At 71.0% G+C, this 15,697-nt stretch carries 15 protein-coding genes; 8 read left to right on the top strand and 7 right to left on the bottom strand.

The window, feature by feature from the left end:
• Positions 1-38 precede the first annotated feature (38 nt).
• Positions 39-494: a PA2169 family four-helix-bundle protein gene (locus SOM08_RS13925; protein WP_116957213.1), complete on the bottom strand. Its 456-nt coding sequence runs from the start codon at positions 492-494 to the stop codon at positions 39-41.
• Positions 495-555: 61 nt separating this feature from the next.
• Positions 556-2,643 (bottom strand): response regulator, encoded by a 2,088-nt coding sequence (locus SOM08_RS13920; RefSeq protein WP_322469128.1) that lies wholly within the window; start codon positions 2,641-2,643, stop codon positions 556-558.
• Between the two features lie 93 nt (positions 2,644-2,736).
• Here SOM08_RS13920 and SOM08_RS13915 point away from each other — a divergent pair, with 93 nt between their 5' ends.
• Together SOM08_RS13915 and rpoN are read left to right on the top strand one after the other, a co-directional pair.
• Positions 2,737-3,198, top strand: a complete 462-nt coding sequence (locus tag SOM08_RS13915; protein ID WP_322469127.1) for a hypothetical protein — start codon at positions 2,737-2,739, stop codon at positions 3,196-3,198.
• A gap of 247 nt (positions 3,199-3,445) precedes the next feature.
• On the top strand, positions 3,446-4,900 hold the full coding sequence (rpoN, locus tag SOM08_RS13910) for an RNA polymerase factor sigma-54 (RefSeq protein ID WP_322469126.1): 1,455 nt from the start codon (positions 3,446-3,448) through the stop codon (positions 4,898-4,900).
• Positions 4,901-5,310: 410 nt separating this feature from the next.
• Here the strand turns inward: rpoN and SOM08_RS13905 are convergent, their stop codons facing one another.
• Positions 5,311-5,607 carry a hypothetical protein gene (locus tag SOM08_RS13905; RefSeq protein WP_181936373.1) on the bottom strand — a complete coding sequence of 99 codons (297 nt, stop codon included), beginning with the start codon at positions 5,605-5,607 and terminating at the stop codon, positions 5,311-5,313.
• Between the two features lie 137 nt (positions 5,608-5,744).
• On the opposite strand from SOM08_RS13905, the gene SOM08_RS13900 reads away from it, so the two are divergent.
• The 3 genes from SOM08_RS13900 (at position 5,745) to SOM08_RS13890 (ending at position 7,899) form a co-directional block, all read left to right on the top strand.
• Entirely contained in the window at positions 5,745-6,020 is a 276-nt protein-coding gene (locus SOM08_RS13900; protein ID WP_116957208.1) for a hypothetical protein, read from the top strand.
• A gap of 176 nt (positions 6,021-6,196) precedes the next feature.
• On the top strand, positions 6,197-6,835 hold the full coding sequence (locus tag SOM08_RS13895) for a uracil-DNA glycosylase family protein (protein WP_116957533.1): 639 nt from the start codon (positions 6,197-6,199) through the stop codon (positions 6,833-6,835).
• Complete coding sequence (locus tag SOM08_RS13890) at positions 6,826-7,899, top strand: FUSC family protein (protein ID WP_116957207.1); 1,074 nt, start codon at positions 6,826-6,828, stop codon at positions 7,897-7,899. Before SOM08_RS13895 ends, SOM08_RS13890 begins: the two co-directional genes overlap by 10 nt.
• A 10-nt stretch (positions 7,900-7,909) precedes the next feature.
• Here the strand turns inward: SOM08_RS13890 and icd are convergent, their stop codons facing one another.
• Positions 7,910-9,166, bottom strand: coding sequence for an NADP-dependent isocitrate dehydrogenase (gene icd / locus SOM08_RS13885; protein WP_322469125.1), 1,257 nt, complete (start codon positions 9,164-9,166; stop codon positions 7,910-7,912).
• A 136-nt stretch (positions 9,167-9,302) separates the two neighbouring features.
• Between icd and SOM08_RS13880 the strand changes: the two genes are divergently transcribed.
• A complete protein-coding gene (locus SOM08_RS13880) occupies positions 9,303-9,752 on the top strand; it encodes a DUF192 domain-containing protein (RefSeq protein ID WP_116957205.1) in 450 nt (149 codons plus the stop codon).
• Between the two features lie 60 nt (positions 9,753-9,812).
• Here the strand turns inward: SOM08_RS13880 and SOM08_RS13875 are convergent, their stop codons facing one another.
• The 3 genes from SOM08_RS13875 to xseA all read right to left on the bottom strand — a co-directional run bounded on the left by SOM08_RS13875 (position 9,813) and on the right by xseA (position 14,261).
• On the bottom strand, positions 9,813-12,050 hold the full coding sequence (locus SOM08_RS13875; protein ID WP_116957204.1) for an NADP-dependent isocitrate dehydrogenase: 2,238 nt from the start codon (positions 12,048-12,050) through the stop codon (positions 9,813-9,815).
• Between the two features lie 240 nt (positions 12,051-12,290).
• A complete protein-coding gene (locus SOM08_RS13870) occupies positions 12,291-12,872 on the bottom strand; it encodes a superoxide dismutase (RefSeq protein WP_116957203.1) in 582 nt (193 codons plus the stop codon).
• 90 nt (positions 12,873-12,962) lie between these two features.
• Positions 12,963-14,261 (bottom strand): exodeoxyribonuclease VII large subunit, encoded by a 1,299-nt coding sequence (xseA, locus tag SOM08_RS13865; protein ID WP_322469124.1) that lies wholly within the window; start codon positions 14,259-14,261, stop codon positions 12,963-12,965.
• Positions 14,262-14,613: 352 nt separating this feature from the next.
• Here xseA and SOM08_RS13860 point away from each other — a divergent pair, with 352 nt between their 5' ends.
• Positions 14,614-15,255: a MotA/TolQ/ExbB proton channel family protein gene (locus tag SOM08_RS13860; RefSeq protein ID WP_116957201.1), complete on the top strand. Its 642-nt coding sequence runs from the start codon at positions 14,614-14,616 to the stop codon at positions 15,253-15,255.
• Positions 15,252-15,695 (top strand): ExbD/TolR family protein, encoded by a 444-nt coding sequence (locus tag SOM08_RS13855; RefSeq protein ID WP_116957200.1) that lies wholly within the window; start codon positions 15,252-15,254, stop codon positions 15,693-15,695. Before SOM08_RS13860 ends, SOM08_RS13855 begins: the two co-directional genes overlap by 4 nt.
• The last annotated feature ends 2 nt before the right edge of the window (positions 15,696-15,697 follow it).

The following is a 15,697-nucleotide window of genomic DNA, read 5'->3' as shown; positions in this document are numbered from 1 at the left end:
GCGGGCGGCCCGCGCAGCGCGGGCCGCGATCGGACGACTCACTCCGCCATCGCCCGGGCCTGGTCGCGCAGCGCCCTCACCTGCGTGTGGTTGCGCTTGGCGCCTTCGTACTGGCGCTCGACCACCACGCGCACATCGGGCGGCAGTTCCTTGGCCAGGGCCTCGCGGTAGCGCTCGATGGCCACGTCCTCGCCGCGCTCGGCTTCCTCGAGCATGGCGACATCGCTGTAGCCGGCGAGCGTGCCCTTGACCGCGACCCAGCCGCGGTGCGCGGCCCCGGCAACCGAACCGCGCTCCTGCGCGTTGCCGCCCAGCTGCAGCACCAGCGCCTGCAGTTCAGAGGCGGCCTGGCTGCATTCCTCGGCGCGCGCCAGAAACAGGCGCTGCAGGTCGGCGATGTGCAGGTGCTCGCCCGTGCTGCGGAAGCCGAACTCGCCGTCCTTGCAGGTTTCGATCAGGTCGTTCAGGCAGTTGATCAGTGCTTTCTGGTCCATGGTGGTGTGTCCTCGAAGGGGTTGAACAAGGTCACGCGCGCAGTCGCGGTGCGCGACACGCTCATGGGGCACATGGCGTGCCCGCCCCCGGTGCGGCCGCCCAGCCATCCGCCGACGCCGGCCGCAGTGCCGCCAACAACACCGCCGGGGCACAGGGCTTGCGCAGCACGGGGAAGTTCTCCACCTCGGCCAGCGCGTCGCCCTGCGCGCTGATCAGCACCACGCGCACGCCGGGCCAGCGCCGGCGCACGGTGCGCGCCAGGTCCAGGCCGTCGAGTGCGCCGGGCATGGCCAGGTCGGTCAGCAGCACGTCCACGGCGGGGCCGCGCTCCAGCCGCTCCAGCGCCTGGGCGGCGTGCGCGGCGCGCTCCACGCGCGCGCCCATGCTTTCAATGAGCGCCTCCGTCACGTCGCCGAGCGCGTCGTTGTCCTCGGCCAGCAGCACGCGGGCGCGCAGCGGCGCCAGCCCGTCACCGCCCGCCGCGGTCCTCGGCGGCACCTCGTCCGGCGCCTCGGCCGCCACCGCGGGCAGCACCAGCACGACCTCGCTGCCCTGCCCTGGCCGCTGGCGCCGCACGGCCTTGCCGCCCGCCTGCGCGCACAGGCCACGCACCTGGCTCAGCCCGAGGCCAGACTCCGGTGTCGATTCCTGGGCCATGAAGAAGGGCTCGAACACGCGCCGGCTCCGCGCGGCCTCCAGGCCCGGGCCGCTGTCGCGCAGCGCGATGCCCAGGTAGCGGCCGTCCGGCAGGTCCGCCGACAGCGCCGCGCTCGCGCGCTCGGCCCCCACCCACACCCGCCCCCCCTCGGACAGCGTGTCGCGCGCGTTCAGCGCGAGGTTGACCAGCGCAAGCTCCAGCTCGTCGGGGTCGACGCAGACGTTCAGTTCCTCGTCGGGCACCTCGATGTGCAGCTCGACGCGCCGGCCCAGCACCACGCCCAGCAGGTCGCGCCGCTCGGGCAGCCACTCGCTCAGCGAGAGCGTGCGGGGCCGCGCGCGCGGGCGCCCGCCGAAACGCAGCAGCTGCTGCGTGAGCCGGCTCGCGGCCTCCACCGCGCGCAGCGTGGCGGCCACCGGCATGGCCAGCGCCGGCTGCGTGGCCTGGCGTTGAATCAGGTAGGCGCTGTTGCTGATCACGCCGAGCAGGTTGTTGAACTCGTGCGCCACGCGCCCCGTCAGGCGCCCCAGCGCCTCCACCCGCTCGCGGCTGGCGGCCCCGCGCTCGGCTTGGCGCGCGCGTTCCACGGCTTCGGCCAATTGGCGGTGCAGTTCGGCGCGCGCCACCCACGCGGCCCCGGCCACCGCCAGGGCCAGCAGCACGAGCGTGGCCAGCAGGGTGCCACCGCCCCCGCCGGCGAAGGCGGGCGGGGGCGGTGCGCGCGGCACGGTGGTGAGCGCGGTCCAACCCTGCGGCGTGCGGCTGAAGTGGACGCGCAGCGGCACGCCCGCGGGCGTGCGCAGCGCGAAGCGGCCCTCGCCCCGGCCCGCCAGGCTCTCGCGGATCAGACCGTCGAGCGCGCGCTCGGCCTCGGCCGCGACCGGCGCCGGGCGGCGCGCCACCACCCGCCCGCGCGGATCGAGCAGCTGCCTCCCCCAGCCCTCGCGCAGGGAGCGCTGGTCCATGAGCCGCTGCAGTTCGGCCGGCGGCACCACCAGGCGCAGGTTCATTGCCGGGCCCGGCCCCTGGCGAAACACCGGCTCCACCCAGGCCAGGCCCTCGCCCCGCTCCAGCGCGCGCACGCCGGACGAGGCGACCAGCGCGGGGGTCCCGGAAGGGCGGCGGCTCGGTGGCGCGCCCACCGGCAGGCGGGTGTCCAGCCAGCGCACCGACGCACTGAGCAGCTCCACCGACACCGGCGAGCCATCGATCGCTCGGCGAACGCCCCGGTCGAAGGCGGCGCGCTCCGGCTCGCTCAGGCGCGGCGCGTGGTCCAGCAGCGGCGAGGCCGCCAGCGCGCGCGCGATGGCGGCGTAGCGGGTGAACTCGCGGTCGATCGCGCGGCTCAGGGCGCGCGCGTCCTCGCTGGCCTGCCGCTCGAGCGCGGCCTGGCCCGAGCGCCAGGCGGCCAGCGCGGCCCAGGCCGCCGCCCCGACAGCGGGCAGCAACACGGCCAGGACCAACAGGATCAGGCGAACGCGCAGAGCCATGGCGAAAAGGGTTCTCTTGTTCTTCTGACGGTCGCGGGCAAAAGGCGCGCCCGCCCGGGTGCGCCTCGGGTGCGCCGTTTGCCTGCCCTGGCCATGGACGCCACCCCCACCGCCACCCCCTCGCCCCTGCCCGCCCTGGAACAGGAGTTCGACCGCCTCGCGCGCCTGTTCGCCGAATACGAGCGGCTGGTGGACGCCGGCACCGGCCCCACCGACCTGGGCGCGCGACTGGGTCGCATCGGCGGCCGCGTGCGCGCCATCGTGGGCTTCGAGCAAGACGAGGTGCTGCCGCGCCTGCCCGCCCCGGCCCTGCGCGGCGAGACCGAATCGCAGCTCGCCGACCTGCTGGCCCGCGTGGAGCGCCTGGCCTCCCGCGTGAGCGACCTGGCGCACACCGAACGCGAGGCGCGCGCGCTGGCGCAGGCGCTGCACACGCACGCCGCCTGGCAGCGGCACCACGTGTGGCCCCGCCTGGCCGGGGACCAGCGGTCCTTCCTGGAGACAGAACTGGCCGAGCGACGCGCCGCCTGGCTGCAGGACGAAGCGCCTGACTGAGCGGGCGGTCGAGCGCGCGATCGAGCGGGCGGCAGCTTTTGCGGCAATTCGCGCGCCCGGGGCGGCAGATTCTTCCCAGCGCCACCGCCCAGCGGGCCACTCGATCGCCCCTTCCCGCCCCCGCAACACCAGGCAGGGCGCGGCTTGCGGGTCGACCAACCGCCCGTCGGCCAGCGGCGGCACAGGCCTTGCGACACAGGCGCTTCAGGCGCCGGCGGGCGGCGCCCCACACACCAGAGGAGGTTCCATGGGACTCGCGCTGCGCAACGAGATCCGGCCATTGCAGGCCCCCACGCCCACACAGACGCTGTCACCGCGCCTGCAGCGCGCCGTGCAGCTGCTGCAGATGTCCTCGCTGGACTTCGCGGCGCTGGTGCGCCAGAAGCTGGGCGACAACCCTTTCCTGGAAAGCGAGGACGACAGCGACCCGGCCACCGCGACCCCCGAGACCCCGGACGGCGACGACGGCACCGCACCCCAGGTCGAGGCCTCCAACGAAGCGTGGGACAGCGGGCCGATCGGTGGCACCGACGACCGCGAGCTGTGGATCAACGACGGCGGCTCGCCACTGCGCCCCACCGGCGACGGCGACGCCACGGCCATGGACCTCACCGCCAGCGCCACCACGCTGGCCATGCACCTGCACGGCCAGCTCAACGTGATGGCGCTGACGCCGCGCGACCTGACCCTGGCGCGCGCGGTGGTGGAGTCGCTGGACGACGACGGCTACCTGCGCACGCCGCTGGAGGAGATCGCCGGCCTGGTGCCCTGCGCGCCGCCCGCGGCCCCAGCCGAGATGCTGGTCGCGCTGCGGCTGGTGCAGTCGCTGGAGCCCGTCGGCGTGGCCGCCCGCGGCGTAGGCGAATGCCTGCTGCTGCAGGTGCGGCAGATGGAGGACGGCCCCTGCCGGGCGCTGGCCGAGCGCATCGTGGGCGAGCACCTGCAGGCGCTGGCCGCGCGCGACGTGCCCGGCCTGGCCGCCACGCTGCGCGAGCCCCTGCGCCGCGTGGAAGCGGTGGTCGACCGCATCCGCCACCTGGACCCGCGGCCCGGCTGGCGCGTCGGCGATTCGCGCGTCGACTACATCGTGCCGGACGTGATCGTGCGCCGCCAGCGCGGCCAGTGGTCGGTGCAGCTCAACCCCGCCGTGGTGCCGCGCGTGCGCTTGAACCAGGTCTACGCCGAGCTGTACCAGCGCCACCGCAGCCGCAGCAGCGGCGCGCTCGGCGAGCAGCTGCAGGACGCGCGCTGGACCCTGCGCAATGTGGAGCAGCGCTTCTCCACCATCCTCGACGTGGCGCAGGCCATCGTGCGGCGCCAGCGCCACTTCCTCGAGTTCGGCCCCATGGCCATGAAGCCGCTGGTGCTGCGCGAGATCGCCGAGGAAGTCGGCGTGCACGAGTCCACCGTCTCGCGCGTGACGAACAACAAGCACATGGCCACGCCGCTGGGCGTGTTCGAGTTGAAGTACTTCTTCTCGCGGCCCATGGTCAGCGCGGCCGGCAACGCCTGCTCGGGCACCGCCATCCGCGGGCTGATCGGCGACATCATCCAGGCCGAGAACCCGGCGCGCCCGCTGTCGGACGCCGACATCACGCGCCAGCTCACCGCCCAGGGCCTGGTGGTGGCGCGGCGCACCGTCACCAAATACCGGCAACTGCTGCGCATCGAGCCGGTGGACAAGCGCCGCCGGCACGGCTGAGGCCGGCCCCGAAAAAAGGCCGGCGCGGGGGCCGGCCAATGGGCCCACGGAGGCGGGCCCGCCGAGTGTTCAGCGCCCGCGCCGGTCGCCGGAAGCGCTGTCCCGTGTTCCGTTCGATGGGCCCTCGGGATTCGGCGTGCCGGCCGGGCCACGGCCGGCGCCCGGTGGGGACGGGGGCCGGGCGCGCCGCTCGTCCTCCCGCTCCGCCGGGCCGGGCGTGCGCCCATAGCCGCCCCGGCCGCCGTACGGGTGCTGGTCCGACCCCTGGGCCTGGCCGCCCGGGGGGCGGCCGCGTTCCTGCTGTGCCATCACATGCTCCTTGCTGTGGAAATGAGGGCGCCGGCGTCTCGTGCCGGCCTGCCAACCCCCGGCAAGTGCCATGCCCAGCCGGCCGGCGGCCGACCGGGGCCTCAGCCACCCCGGCGCAGCAGCGCCTCGCGGCGCCGTGCGTCCAGGCCTGGTGTGGCGCGCAGGTCGGTGTCCACCTGGCCCGACTCAAGGTCCCGCCCGGCCTGCTCGATCACGGGATCGGGCTCGGCTCGAGTGGCGCGCAGGCCTTCGTCGCGCTCGTGAGGCAATTCGAGTGCCTCGTGCCGCGGCCGGGGACCGGCGCCGGGCGTCAGCGGTGGTTGGCCGGTGTTGACGGACTGTCGCGGTGCGGCGCGGGGCACCGCCGCGCCACGGCGCGGTGAAGGGGGCTTGGGCATATCGGACCTCCTGCAAAGACACCGCAGCGGGCAAGCCGCGTGCCGTGTCGCCGGCGCAGGCGATGGGCACGGGGATTGCCAATCGCTGCGTGTCGGCGCCGCGTTGGCGACGGCTTCATCAACCCCAGGAGATCGACATGCCGAACCAGCAGAACCAGAACCCGAACCAGCAAAAACCCAGCGCGGGACAGAAGCAGCAGGAGGCGCAACAGAACCCGTCCCAGCAGCAGAACCAGAATCCCCAGAACCCGAGTCAGAACCGCAACCAGGCCGGCCAGCCGCGCCCGGACGACAGCCCCAGCCCGCGCAAGCAGGAGCAGCAGCGCGCCGAGGACGGCCCGCGCCACCAGCAAGGCGGTCAACAGGGTGGTCAGGGCGGTCAGCGCGGCGACCCGTCCCAGCAGCAGCGCTGACACCGGTTCGCGCCTCGCCGAAACGCCCCCGCCCGCCCGCGCGGGGTGTTTCTTCCGCCCGCCCCAGTGCCCCTTGACGCCACTGGCGGCGGCACCGCCGCGCGATGCGCGCGCCCGCGCGCTCGGCCACGCCCCACCGTCGCCAGGGCGCGACAATGGGCGCCTTCCGGTCCGCCATGGCTTCGCGCACCCCATCCTCTCCTTCCGCCAGCGCCCTCGAACGCCTGCTGGGCGAGGTGCGCCAGTGCCGGCTCTGCGCGGAGCGGCTGCCGCACCCGCCACGCCCCGTGCTGCAGCTGGGCGCCACGGCCCGCGTCCTGGTCGCGGGCCAGGCGCCGGGGCGGCGCGTGAACCTCAGCGGCATTCCCTTCGACGACGCGAGCGGCAAGCGCCTGCGCGACTGGATGGGCGTGGACACCCGCACCTTTTACGACCCAAGCGCCGTGGCCCTGTTGCCCATGGGCCTGTGCTACCCCGGCACCGGCCCGGGCGGTGACCTGCCGCCCCGCCCGGAATGCGCCCCGGCCTGGCGCGCCGCCTTGCTGGCTCAGCTCCCGCGGGTGGAACTGGTGCTGGCGGTCGGCCGCCACGCACAGGCCTGGCACCTGGGGCCGGCGGCCCGCGCCACGCTGACCGAGACGGTGCGCGCCTGGCGCGACGGCGGCCCGGGGCTGCTGCCCCTGCCCCACCCCAGCCCGCGCAACAACCGCTGGCTGCGCGACAACCCCTGGTTTGAAGACGAGGTGCTGCCGGCCCTGCGCGCGCGCGTGGCGGCCGCGCTGGCACGGCCGCCGACGGGGAACCCATGGCCCTGAAGCCCTTTCTGCTCAACGAATGGCGCCAGCTGGCGCGCGTGAACCGCAGCGACCGGCCCTGGGAAATGCCGGTGGCCGCCGCGCTCGCCAGTGGCCTGCCGATCTTCATCGGCGCAGCCTATGGTGAGCTGGGCCTGGGTCTGGCCGGCTCGCTGGGCGGTCTGGTCTTCCTGCACCTGCCCGCCACGCGGCTGGCGCACCGCATGGCCTGGCTGATGGCCTGCGCCTTCGGCATGGGCTGCAGCTACGCGCTGGGCCTGCTGGGGCACCTGGTCCCGCCGCTGGTGGTGCCCTTGCTCATGCTCATCACCGTGCTCGTCACCATGGTCTGCCGCTTCTACGCGGCGCCCCCGCCCGGCAGCCTGTTCTTCGTCATGGCCGCGGCGATCGGTGCCTACAGCCCCGTGCATGGGCGCGACGCCATCCTCCAGGTGGGGGCCGTGGCGCTGGGCACGGTGCTGGCCGTCGCCATCGCCTTCTTCTACAGCCTGCACATCGTGAGCCGGCACGGCGTGCCGGCGCCGAGCGCGCCCGCGCAGCCGGGCTTCGACCACGTGGTGGTGGACTCGGTGATGATCGGCGGCTTCGTCGGCCTGTCGCTGGTGGCGGCGCACGCCCTGCAGCTGGACCGGCCCTACTGGGTACCGGTGAGCTGCCTGGCCATCATCCAGGGCGCCTCGCTGCGCGCGGCCTGGACGCGGCAGGTGCAGCGCACCCTCGGCACCGCGCTCGGCCTGCTGGTGTTCCTCGGCATCGTCCAACTGCCACTGGGGCCATGGACCGTGGCCGCCGTGGTCACGGCGCTGACCCTGGTGATCGAGACCCTGGTGGTGCGCCACTACGGGCTGGCGGCCGTCTTCATCACGCCGCTGGCGCTGCTGCTGGCGGAAGCGGGACAGGGTTTCGTGGCGGCGCCGCAGCCGCTGATGCAGGCCCGACTGATGGACACGGTGGTCGGGTCCACGCTGGGCCTGGTGGGCGCGGCCTGCCTGCACAGCCCGCGCATCCGCGCGGCGGTTGGCGCCGGCTTGCGGCGGCTGCTGCCCGAGGGCCCGCCGCGCTGAGCCGCACCGCTCACTCCATCTGGTCGATCATCACCTGGCCGAAGCCTGAGCAGCTCACCTGCGAGGCGCCGTCCATGAGGCGGGCGAAGTCGTAGGTGACCTTCTTGGACAGGATGGCCTTTTCCATCGAGGCGATGAGCAGGTCGGCGGCTTCCTTCCAGCCCATGTGGCGCAGCATCATCTCGGCCGACAGGATCATGGAACCCGGGTTCACGTAGTCCTTGCCGGCGTACTTGGGCGCCGTGCCGTGCGTGGCCTCGAAGCAGGCCACGGAATCGCTCATGTTCGCGCCGGGCGCGATGCCGATGCCGCCGACCTGCGCGGCCACCGCGTCGGAGATGTAGTCGCCGTTGAGGTTGAGGGTGGCGACCACCGCGTACTCGGCCGGGCGCAGCAGGATCTGCTGCAGGAAGGCATCGGCGATGACGTCCTTGACGACGATGTCGCGGCCGGTCTTCGGGTTCTGCAGGCGGCACCAGGGACCCCCGTCGATCGGCGCCGCGCCGAATTCGCGCTGGGCCAGCGCGTAGCCCCACTCGCGAAAGCCCCCTTCGGTGAACTTCATGATGTTGCCCTTGTGCACGAGCGTCACGCTGGGCTTGTCGTGGTCGATGGCGTACTGGATCGCCTGGCGCACCAGGCGCTCGGTGCCCTCGATGGACACCGGCTTGACGCCGATGGCCGAGCTCTCGGGAAAGCGGATCGTGGTCTCGCCCATCTCGTCCTGCAGGAAGCGGATGAGCTTTTGCGCCTTGTCCGAGCGGGCCTCGTATTCGATGCCGGCGTAGATGTCTTCCGAGTTCTCGCGAAAGATGACCATGTTGGTCTTCTCGGGCTCCTTCAGCGGCGAGGGCACGCCCTTGAAATAGCGCACCGGGCGCAGGCAGACGTACAGGTCCAGCTCCTGGCGCAGGGTCACGTTGAGCGAGCGGATGCCCCCGCCCACCGGCGTGGTCAGCGGGCCCTTGATGGAGACCACGCACTCCTTGAGCGCGGCCACGGTCTCCTCGGGCAGCCAGACCCCGGGGCCATAGACCTTCACCGCTTTGTCGCCCGCGTAGACCTCCATCCAGTGGATCTTGCGGCGCCCGCCATAGGCCCGGGCCACCGCCGCGTCGACCACCTTGAGCATCACTGGCGTGACGTCCACGCCGACGCCGTCGCCCTCGATGTACGGCACGATCGGCTCATCAGGCACTTGCAGCGACAGGTCGGCTCGGACGGTGATCTTCTGGCCTTGTGGCGGCACCTTGATGTGCTGGGTCATGTCGGGGAACGTTCCGGGTGGCGAATGAGAGAGGGGGACCGGAAATTCTAGACGCTGGCCTTTCGCCGGGCGCTCTGGCCCGCCCTGCCCCGATGGCAGACAATGCAAGCCCCTCGTCACCGCCCCCACACGCCGCATGAAAGCCCTGTTCACCCGACTGCTTGGCCTGTGCCTGCTGGCCTCGGGCCCGGCCTGGTCCCAGGACGGCCCGCAGCTCAACCTGCCCCGCATCAGCCTGTCGGCCAACATGCACCTCATCCACGCGCAGGTGGCCGCCACGCCGCAGGCGCGCACCATCGGCCTCATGTTCCGCCGGGAGATGCCGGCCAACGAAGGCATGCTCTTCGTGTTCGAGCAGGCCGCCACCCAGTGCTTCTGGATGAAGAACACCCTGCTGCCGCTGACCGCGGCCTTCGTGGACGACGACGGCACCATCGTCAACCTGGCGGACATGCAGCCGCAGAGCCTGGACTCGCACTGCTCGGACAAGCCGGTGCGCTACGTGCTGGAGATGCACCAGGGCTGGTTCAAGAAGCGCGGCATCCAGGCCGGCGCGCGCTTGAGCGGACAGGCCTTCGGCAAATAAAAAGGCCGCCGGATCCGGCGGCCTTTTCGTTCGGGCCCCTGGCGGGCGGCCCGCCGGGGCTCAGGCCTTCATCGAGGCCAGCACCTTGTTGAAGGTGGCGCTGGGCCGCATCACGGTCTCCAGCTTTTTGAAGTCGGGCTTGTAGTAGCCGCCAATGTCGACCGGCTTGCCCTGCACCTCGGCCAGTTCCTTGACGATGGCCTGCTCGTTGTCCGCCAGGGCCTTGGCCAGGGGGGCGAACTTCTCCGCCATTTCCTTGTCCTCGGTCTGCGCGGCCAGTTCCTTGGCCCAGTACATCGCCAGGTAGAACTGGCTGCCGCGGTTGTCGAGCTGGCCGGTCTTGGGGCTGGGGTTCTTGTTGTTGTCCAGCAGCTGGCCGGTGGCCGCATCCAGGGTCTTGGCCAGCAGCTTGGCGCGGGCGTTGTTGTTCTTGATGCCGAGATCCTCGAAGCTCACCGCCAGGGCCAGGAACTCGCCCAGCGAATCCCAGCGCAGGTGGTTCTCTTCCACCAGCTGCTGCACGTGCTTGGGCGCCGAGCCGCCGGCGCCCGTCTCGTACATGCCGCCGCCGGCCATCAGCGGCACGATGGACAGCATCTTGGCGCTGGTGCCCAGCTCCATGATGGGGAACAGGTCGGTCAGGTAGTCGCGCAGGATGTTGCCGGTGGCGCTGATCGTGTCCAGGCCGCGGATGACGCGCTCCAGCGTGTAGCGCATGGCGCGCACCTGGCTCATGATCTGGATGTCCAGGCCGGCCGTGTTGTGCTCGTGCAGGTACATCTTGACCTTGGTGATCAGCTGCGCCTCGTGCGGGCGGTACTGGTCGAGCCAGAACACCACGGGCATGCCGGAATTGCGGGCGCGGTTCACGGCCAGCTTGACCCAGTCGCGGATGGCGGCGTCCTTGACCTGGCACATGCGCCAGATGTCGCCCTGCTCCACGTTCTGGCTCATCAGCACCTCGCCGGTGGCCAGGTCGGTGATGTTGGCCACGCCGTCCTCGGGGATCTCGAAGGTCTTGTCGTGCGAGCCGTATTCCTCGGCCTGCTGCGCCATGAGGCCCACGTTGGGCACGGTGCCCATGGTCTTGGGATCGAAGGCGCCGTGCCACTTGCAGAAGTTGATCATCTCCTGGTAGATGCGGGCGAAGGTGCTCTCCGGCATCACGGCCTTGACTTCCTTCAGGCGGCCGTCGGCACCGTACATCTTGCCGCCGGCGCGGATCATCGCGGGCATGGAGGCGTCCACGATCACGTCGTTGGGCGAATGGAAGTTGGTGATGCCCTTGGCCGAGTCCACCATGGCCAGTTCGGGGCGGTGCTCCTGGCAGGCGTGCAGGTCGCGCTTGATCTCATCCTGCTTGCTCTGCGGCAGCGTGGCGATCTTGTTGTACAGATCGACCATGCCGTTGTTGACGTTGATGCCCAGCTCGTCGAACAGCTTGCCGTGCTTCTCGAAAGCTTCCTTGTAGAAGATCTTCACGCAGTGGCCGAACACGATCGGGTGCGAGACCTTCATCATGGTCGCCTTCACGTGCAGCGAGAACATCACGCCGGTCTTGTGCGCGTCCTCGATCTGCTGCTCATAGAAGGCCAACAGGGCCTTCTTGCTCATGAACATGGAGTCGATGACCTCGCGGTCCTGCAGCGAGACCTTGGGCTTGAGCACGACGGTCTTGCCGCTCTTGGTGATCAGCTCCATCTTGACGTCGCGCGCCTTGTCCAGCGTCATGGACTTCTCGCCGTGGTAGAAGTCGCCGTGGTGCATGTGGGACACATGCGAGCGCGAGGCCTGGCTCCACTCCGCCATGCTGTGCGGGTTCTTGCGGGCGTATTCCTTCACCGCCTTGGGCGCGCGGCGGTCCGAGTTGCCCTCGCGCAGCACGGGGTTCACGGCGCTGCCGGTGCACTTGTTGTAGCGCGCGCGGATGTCCTTCTCTTCGTCCGTCTTCGGGTTCTCGGGGAAGTCGGGGATCTTGTAGCCCTTGTCCTGCAGCTCCTTGATGGCGGCCTTGAGTTGGGCCACCGAGGCGCTGATGTTGGGCAGCTTGATGATGTTGGCCTCGGGCTTGAGGGTGAGCTTGCCCAGCGCGCTGAGGTTGTCGGGCACGCGCTGCTCTTCGGTCAGCAGCTCGGGGAACTGGCCCAGGATGCGGCCGGCCACCGAGATGTCGCTGGTCTCGACGTTGATGCCCGCCGGCGCCGCGAAGGTGCGGATGATGGGCAGGAACGCACTGGTGGCCAGCAGGGGCGCCTCGTCCGTCAGGGTGTAGATGATGGTGGGTTGCTGGCTGCTCATGGCTTATCTCCGGAGGTTGTTGGGTGCGGCGCTGGCCGACCGGCAGGCGGACAGGTCGCGCGGATACGGTGATCCGTATCCCGTGATTGTGCTTTCAGCGCAAGCGCCAAACCTTTGATTTTGGGATCGAACTCCCACAATACAAAACAGGCACGAGGAAATTTGCACGCGCCGGGCGGGCCGGGCAGCAAAAAGGGCCCGAAGGTCGCCCCTCGAGCCCTTGTGCCTGGCGCATGCCGATCAGGCGAAGTTCTTCTCGGCGAAGGACCAGTTCACCAGCTTGTCGAGGAAGGTCTCGACGAACTTGGGACGCGCGTTGCGGTAGTCGATGTAGTAGGCGTGCTCCCACACGTCCACGGTCAGCAGGGCCTTGTCGGCGGTGGTCAGCGGCGTGCCGGCGGCACCGGTGTTGACGATGTCCACGCTGCCATCGGCCTTCTTCACCAGCCAGGTCCAGCCCGAGCCGAAGTTGCCCACGGCGCTCTTGGTGAAGGCTTCCTTGAAGGCGGCGTAGCTGCCCCACTTGGCCTTGATGGCATCGGCCAGCGCGCCCGAAGGCTCGCCGCCGCCGTTGGGCTTCATGCAGTTCCAGAAGAAGGTGTGGTTCCAGATCTGGGCGGCGTTGTTGTAGATGCCGCCGCTGGACTTCTTGACGATGGACTCGAGGTCCATGCTCTCGAACTCGGTGCCCTTTTGCAGGTTGTTGAGGTTCACCACATAGGCGTTGTGGTGCTTGCCGTGGTGGTACTCCAGCGTCTCGCGGCTGTAGTTCGGGGCCAGGTCGTCCAGGCCATAGGGCAGCGGGGGCAGGGTGTGTTCCATGTGCGTCCTCTTTTTGATGGGTTGTGGGTGGGGTCGGGGCGGATTGTAGGCAGCGCCGGTGACGGCATCGCCCGCGGGGTTATGCGCGGCCTATGCGCCAGGCCCGCGCACGCGCAGCGGCAGCACGCCGTCGGCCAGCGTGGCCTGCACCTCGGTCCCCGGCAAAGCCTGTGCCACGCGGGTGATGGCCTGGCCTTGCGGATCGGTGAGGTAGGCGTAGCCGCGCTGCAGCACCAGGCGCGGATCGAGCAGGGCCAGCGAGTCCTCGGCACGCCGCAGGCGCTGCGCGCGCGCGTCCAGGCCGCGCTTGAGGGCGGGCGGCAGGCGGGCCTGCAGTTCGTCGAGCCGCCAATGCTGGCGCTGCACCGCGAGCGCCATGCCCTTGTGCAGCCGCCCCTGCCAGCGCGCCAGCTGCTCGCCCGCCTGCGCCAGGCGCGCCGAAGGCCGGCCCAGGTGGGCCGCGAGCCGGTCGAGCCGCTGCGCGCGACCATCGAGCGCGTCCTGCACGCCCTGGCGCAGCAGGCCCTGCAGGCGCTCCAGTTCGAGCTCGCGCTGGCGCCGGTCGGGCGCGCAGAGCTCGGCCGCCGCGGTGGGCGTGGGCGCGCGCAGGTCGGCGGCGAAGTCGGCCAGGCTGAAATCGGTCTCGTGCCCCACGCCCACCACCACGGGCACGGGCGAGGCCGCCACCGCGCGCACCACGGCCGCGTCGTTGAACGCCCAGAGGTCTTCGAGCGAGCCGCCGCCGCGCACCAGCAGCAGCACGTCGCAGGCGCCGCGCGGGCCTTGGTGCGCCGCCGCCGCGGCCAGCGCGGCCACCAGCTCGGCCGGGGCCTGCGCCCCCTGCACCGAGGCGGGAAACACCGTCACCGGGATGTGCGGCACGCGCCGGCGCAAGGCGGTGGCCACGTCGCGCAGGGCGGCCGCGCCCAGCGAGGTGACCACGCCAATGTGCCGCGGCTGGGTGGGCAGCGACCGCTTGCGTTCGGCGTCGAACAGGCCCTCGGCCTGCAGCGCGGCCTTCAGCTGCAGGAACTGCTCGTACAGGCTGCCCTGCCCGGCCAGGCGCAGGCTCTCCACAATCAGCTGCAGGTCGCCGCGCGGGCCGTAGACGTCCAGCCGGCCCTGCAGCTGCACACGCTGGCCGTCGCGCACGGGGAAGCCCACCTGTTCGGCCGCACGGCGGAACATGGCGCAGCGCAGCTGGCCAGCGTCGTCCTTGAGCGAGAAGTAGCAATGCCCGCTGGCCGCGCGCGAGAAGCCCGAAATCTCCCCCTGGACCGCGACGGGATTGAAGCGCGAAGCCAAGGCGTCCGCCACCGCTCGCACCAGCGCGCCAACCGCCCAGAAACGCGCGCCGCCTGGGCCGTCGGCCATGCGCAGTGGCTTCATTGCTGGCTCGAAAGGGTCAAACGTGTCCACAAGCCGCACCAATACTGGGGTTGATGTCGCCAAAGCCCGACAGACCAAGGCTTGGCGCGCAGTGCCTTGATTCCAAAGCACTTTGTACTGCCCAAATTTTCATCAATCTGTCGAAAAGCGCGCAAACGCTGGGGTTGTGGGGCTTGTCCGCCGGGTTCTTCACAAAGATGTCCACAGGCGGTGTGGACTTCAGGGGGCGCCTCCGGCCGTCACGGCAGAGGGCGCGCGCATCGTTCGATGGAAGGCAAGCGCGCGGAGGGCTGGGCCATAATCCGGCGCTGTTGCCCGGCGCCGCCAGCGCGCCCTAGACCGGAGCCCTGAGTTGTTGTCCATCATACAAGCGGCCGGATGGCCGATCTGGCCCCTGATCGTGTGTTCCGTGCTCGGTCTGGCCCTCGTCATCGAGCGCTTCGTGAGCCTCAAGGCCAGCCGCATCGTGCCCCCCAAGCTGCTCGACGAAGCCATCATGGTCTCGCGCAACGGCATCCCCGGCCCCGACGTGGTGACCCAGCTCGAACAGAACTCGGTGCTCGGCGCGGTGCTGGCCACGGGCTTTCGCACCTTCAATGCCAACCCCAAGGCCACGGCCGAGGACCTGCGCGCCAACCTGGAAGGCGCGGGCCGCCACGCCGCCGCGAAACTGCAACGCTACCTGGGCGCGCTGGCCACCATCGCCTCGGCCGCGCCGCTGCTGGGGCTGCTGGGCACGGTCATCGGCATGATCGAGATCTTCGGCTCGCAGGCCGGCGACGGCATGGGCATCTCGGCCGGCGGCGGCAACCCGGCGCAGCTCGCGCACGGCATCTCCATCGCGCTCTACAACACCGCCTTCGGCCTGATCATCGCGATCCCGGCGCTGATCTTCTGGCGCTACTTCCGCGCCCGCGTGGACGAGTACCTCCTGGCGATGGAGGTGTCCACCGAGCGTTTCGCCCGCCACCTGCTCAGCGTGCGCAAGCCATGAACTTCCGCCCGCGCGGTCACCGCGACGAACCCGAGATCAACCTGATCCCGTTCATCGACATCCTGCTGGTCGTCGTCATCTTCCTGGTGCTCACGACGACCTACAGCAAGTTCACCGAGCTCAAGGTGAACCTGCCGGTGGCGGACGCCGAGGCCCCCAAGCAGAACCCCAAGGAGGTGCTGGTGACCGTGGGCGCCGACGGCCGCTACGCAGTCAACCGCACGGTGCTCGAAGGCACCAGTGTCGAACTCATCGCCAGCGCCCTGCAGTCCAGCGTGGAAGACGGGCGCGACACCGTGGTGGTGATCAGCGCCGACGCCGCCGCCGCCCACCAGTCGGTGATCAACGTGATGGACGCCGCCCGCCGCGCGGGCCTGGTGCAGATCACTTTCGCCACGCAGCAGAGCGCCAGCGCCGCGCCGGCGCGCAAGCGCCCCTGACA

Origin of the sequence: Hydrogenophaga sp. SNF1, assembly GCF_034421675.1 — a bacterium.
Classification (GTDB): Bacteria; Pseudomonadota; Gammaproteobacteria; order Burkholderiales; family Burkholderiaceae_C; genus Hydrogenophaga; species Hydrogenophaga borbori.
The sequence above is the reverse complement of the archived record's forward strand: the minus strand, read 5'-3'. Positions and strand labels throughout refer to the sequence as shown.

What these genes read in the sequence shown, in the direction of transcription:
- SOM08_RS13875 (WP_116957204.1), bottom strand. Translation starts at nt 12,050, where the DNA reads ATGAGCAGCCAGCAACCCACCATCATCTACACCCTGACGGACGAGGCG.
- rpoN (WP_322469126.1), top strand. Translation starts at nt 3,446, where the DNA reads ATGGGACTCGCGCTGCGCAACGAGATCCGGCCATTGCAGGCCCCCACG.
- SOM08_RS13870 (WP_116957203.1), bottom strand. Translation starts at nt 12,872, where the DNA reads ATGGAACACACCCTGCCCCCGCTGCCCTATGGCCTGGACGACCTGGCC.
- SOM08_RS13920 (WP_322469128.1), bottom strand. Translation starts at nt 2,643, where the DNA reads ATGGCTCTGCGCGTTCGCCTGATCCTGTTGGTCCTGGCCGTGTTGCTG.
- SOM08_RS13915 (WP_322469127.1), top strand. Translation starts at nt 2,737, where the DNA reads ATGGACGCCACCCCCACCGCCACCCCCTCGCCCCTGCCCGCCCTGGAA.
- SOM08_RS13925 (WP_116957213.1), bottom strand. Translation starts at nt 494, where the DNA reads ATGGACCAGAAAGCACTGATCAACTGCCTGAACGACCTGATCGAAACC.
- SOM08_RS13895 (WP_116957533.1), top strand. Translation starts at nt 6,197, where the DNA reads ATGGCTTCGCGCACCCCATCCTCTCCTTCCGCCAGCGCCCTCGAACGC.
- SOM08_RS13890 (WP_116957207.1), top strand. Translation starts at nt 6,826, where the DNA reads ATGGCCCTGAAGCCCTTTCTGCTCAACGAATGGCGCCAGCTGGCGCGC.
- SOM08_RS13905 (WP_181936373.1), bottom strand. Translation starts at nt 5,607, where the DNA reads ATGCCCAAGCCCCCTTCACCGCGCCGTGGCGCGGCGGTGCCCCGCGCC.
- icd (WP_322469125.1), bottom strand. Translation starts at nt 9,166, where the DNA reads ATGACCCAGCACATCAAGGTGCCGCCACAAGGCCAGAAGATCACCGTC.
- SOM08_RS13855 (WP_116957200.1), top strand. Translation starts at nt 15,252, where the DNA reads ATGAACTTCCGCCCGCGCGGTCACCGCGACGAACCCGAGATCAACCTG.
- SOM08_RS13900 (WP_116957208.1), top strand. Translation starts at nt 5,745, where the DNA reads ATGCCGAACCAGCAGAACCAGAACCCGAACCAGCAAAAACCCAGCGCG.
- SOM08_RS13880 (WP_116957205.1), top strand. Translation starts at nt 9,303, where the DNA reads ATGAAAGCCCTGTTCACCCGACTGCTTGGCCTGTGCCTGCTGGCCTCG.
- xseA (WP_322469124.1), bottom strand. Translation starts at nt 14,261, where the DNA reads ATGAAGCCACTGCGCATGGCCGACGGCCCAGGCGGCGCGCGTTTCTGG.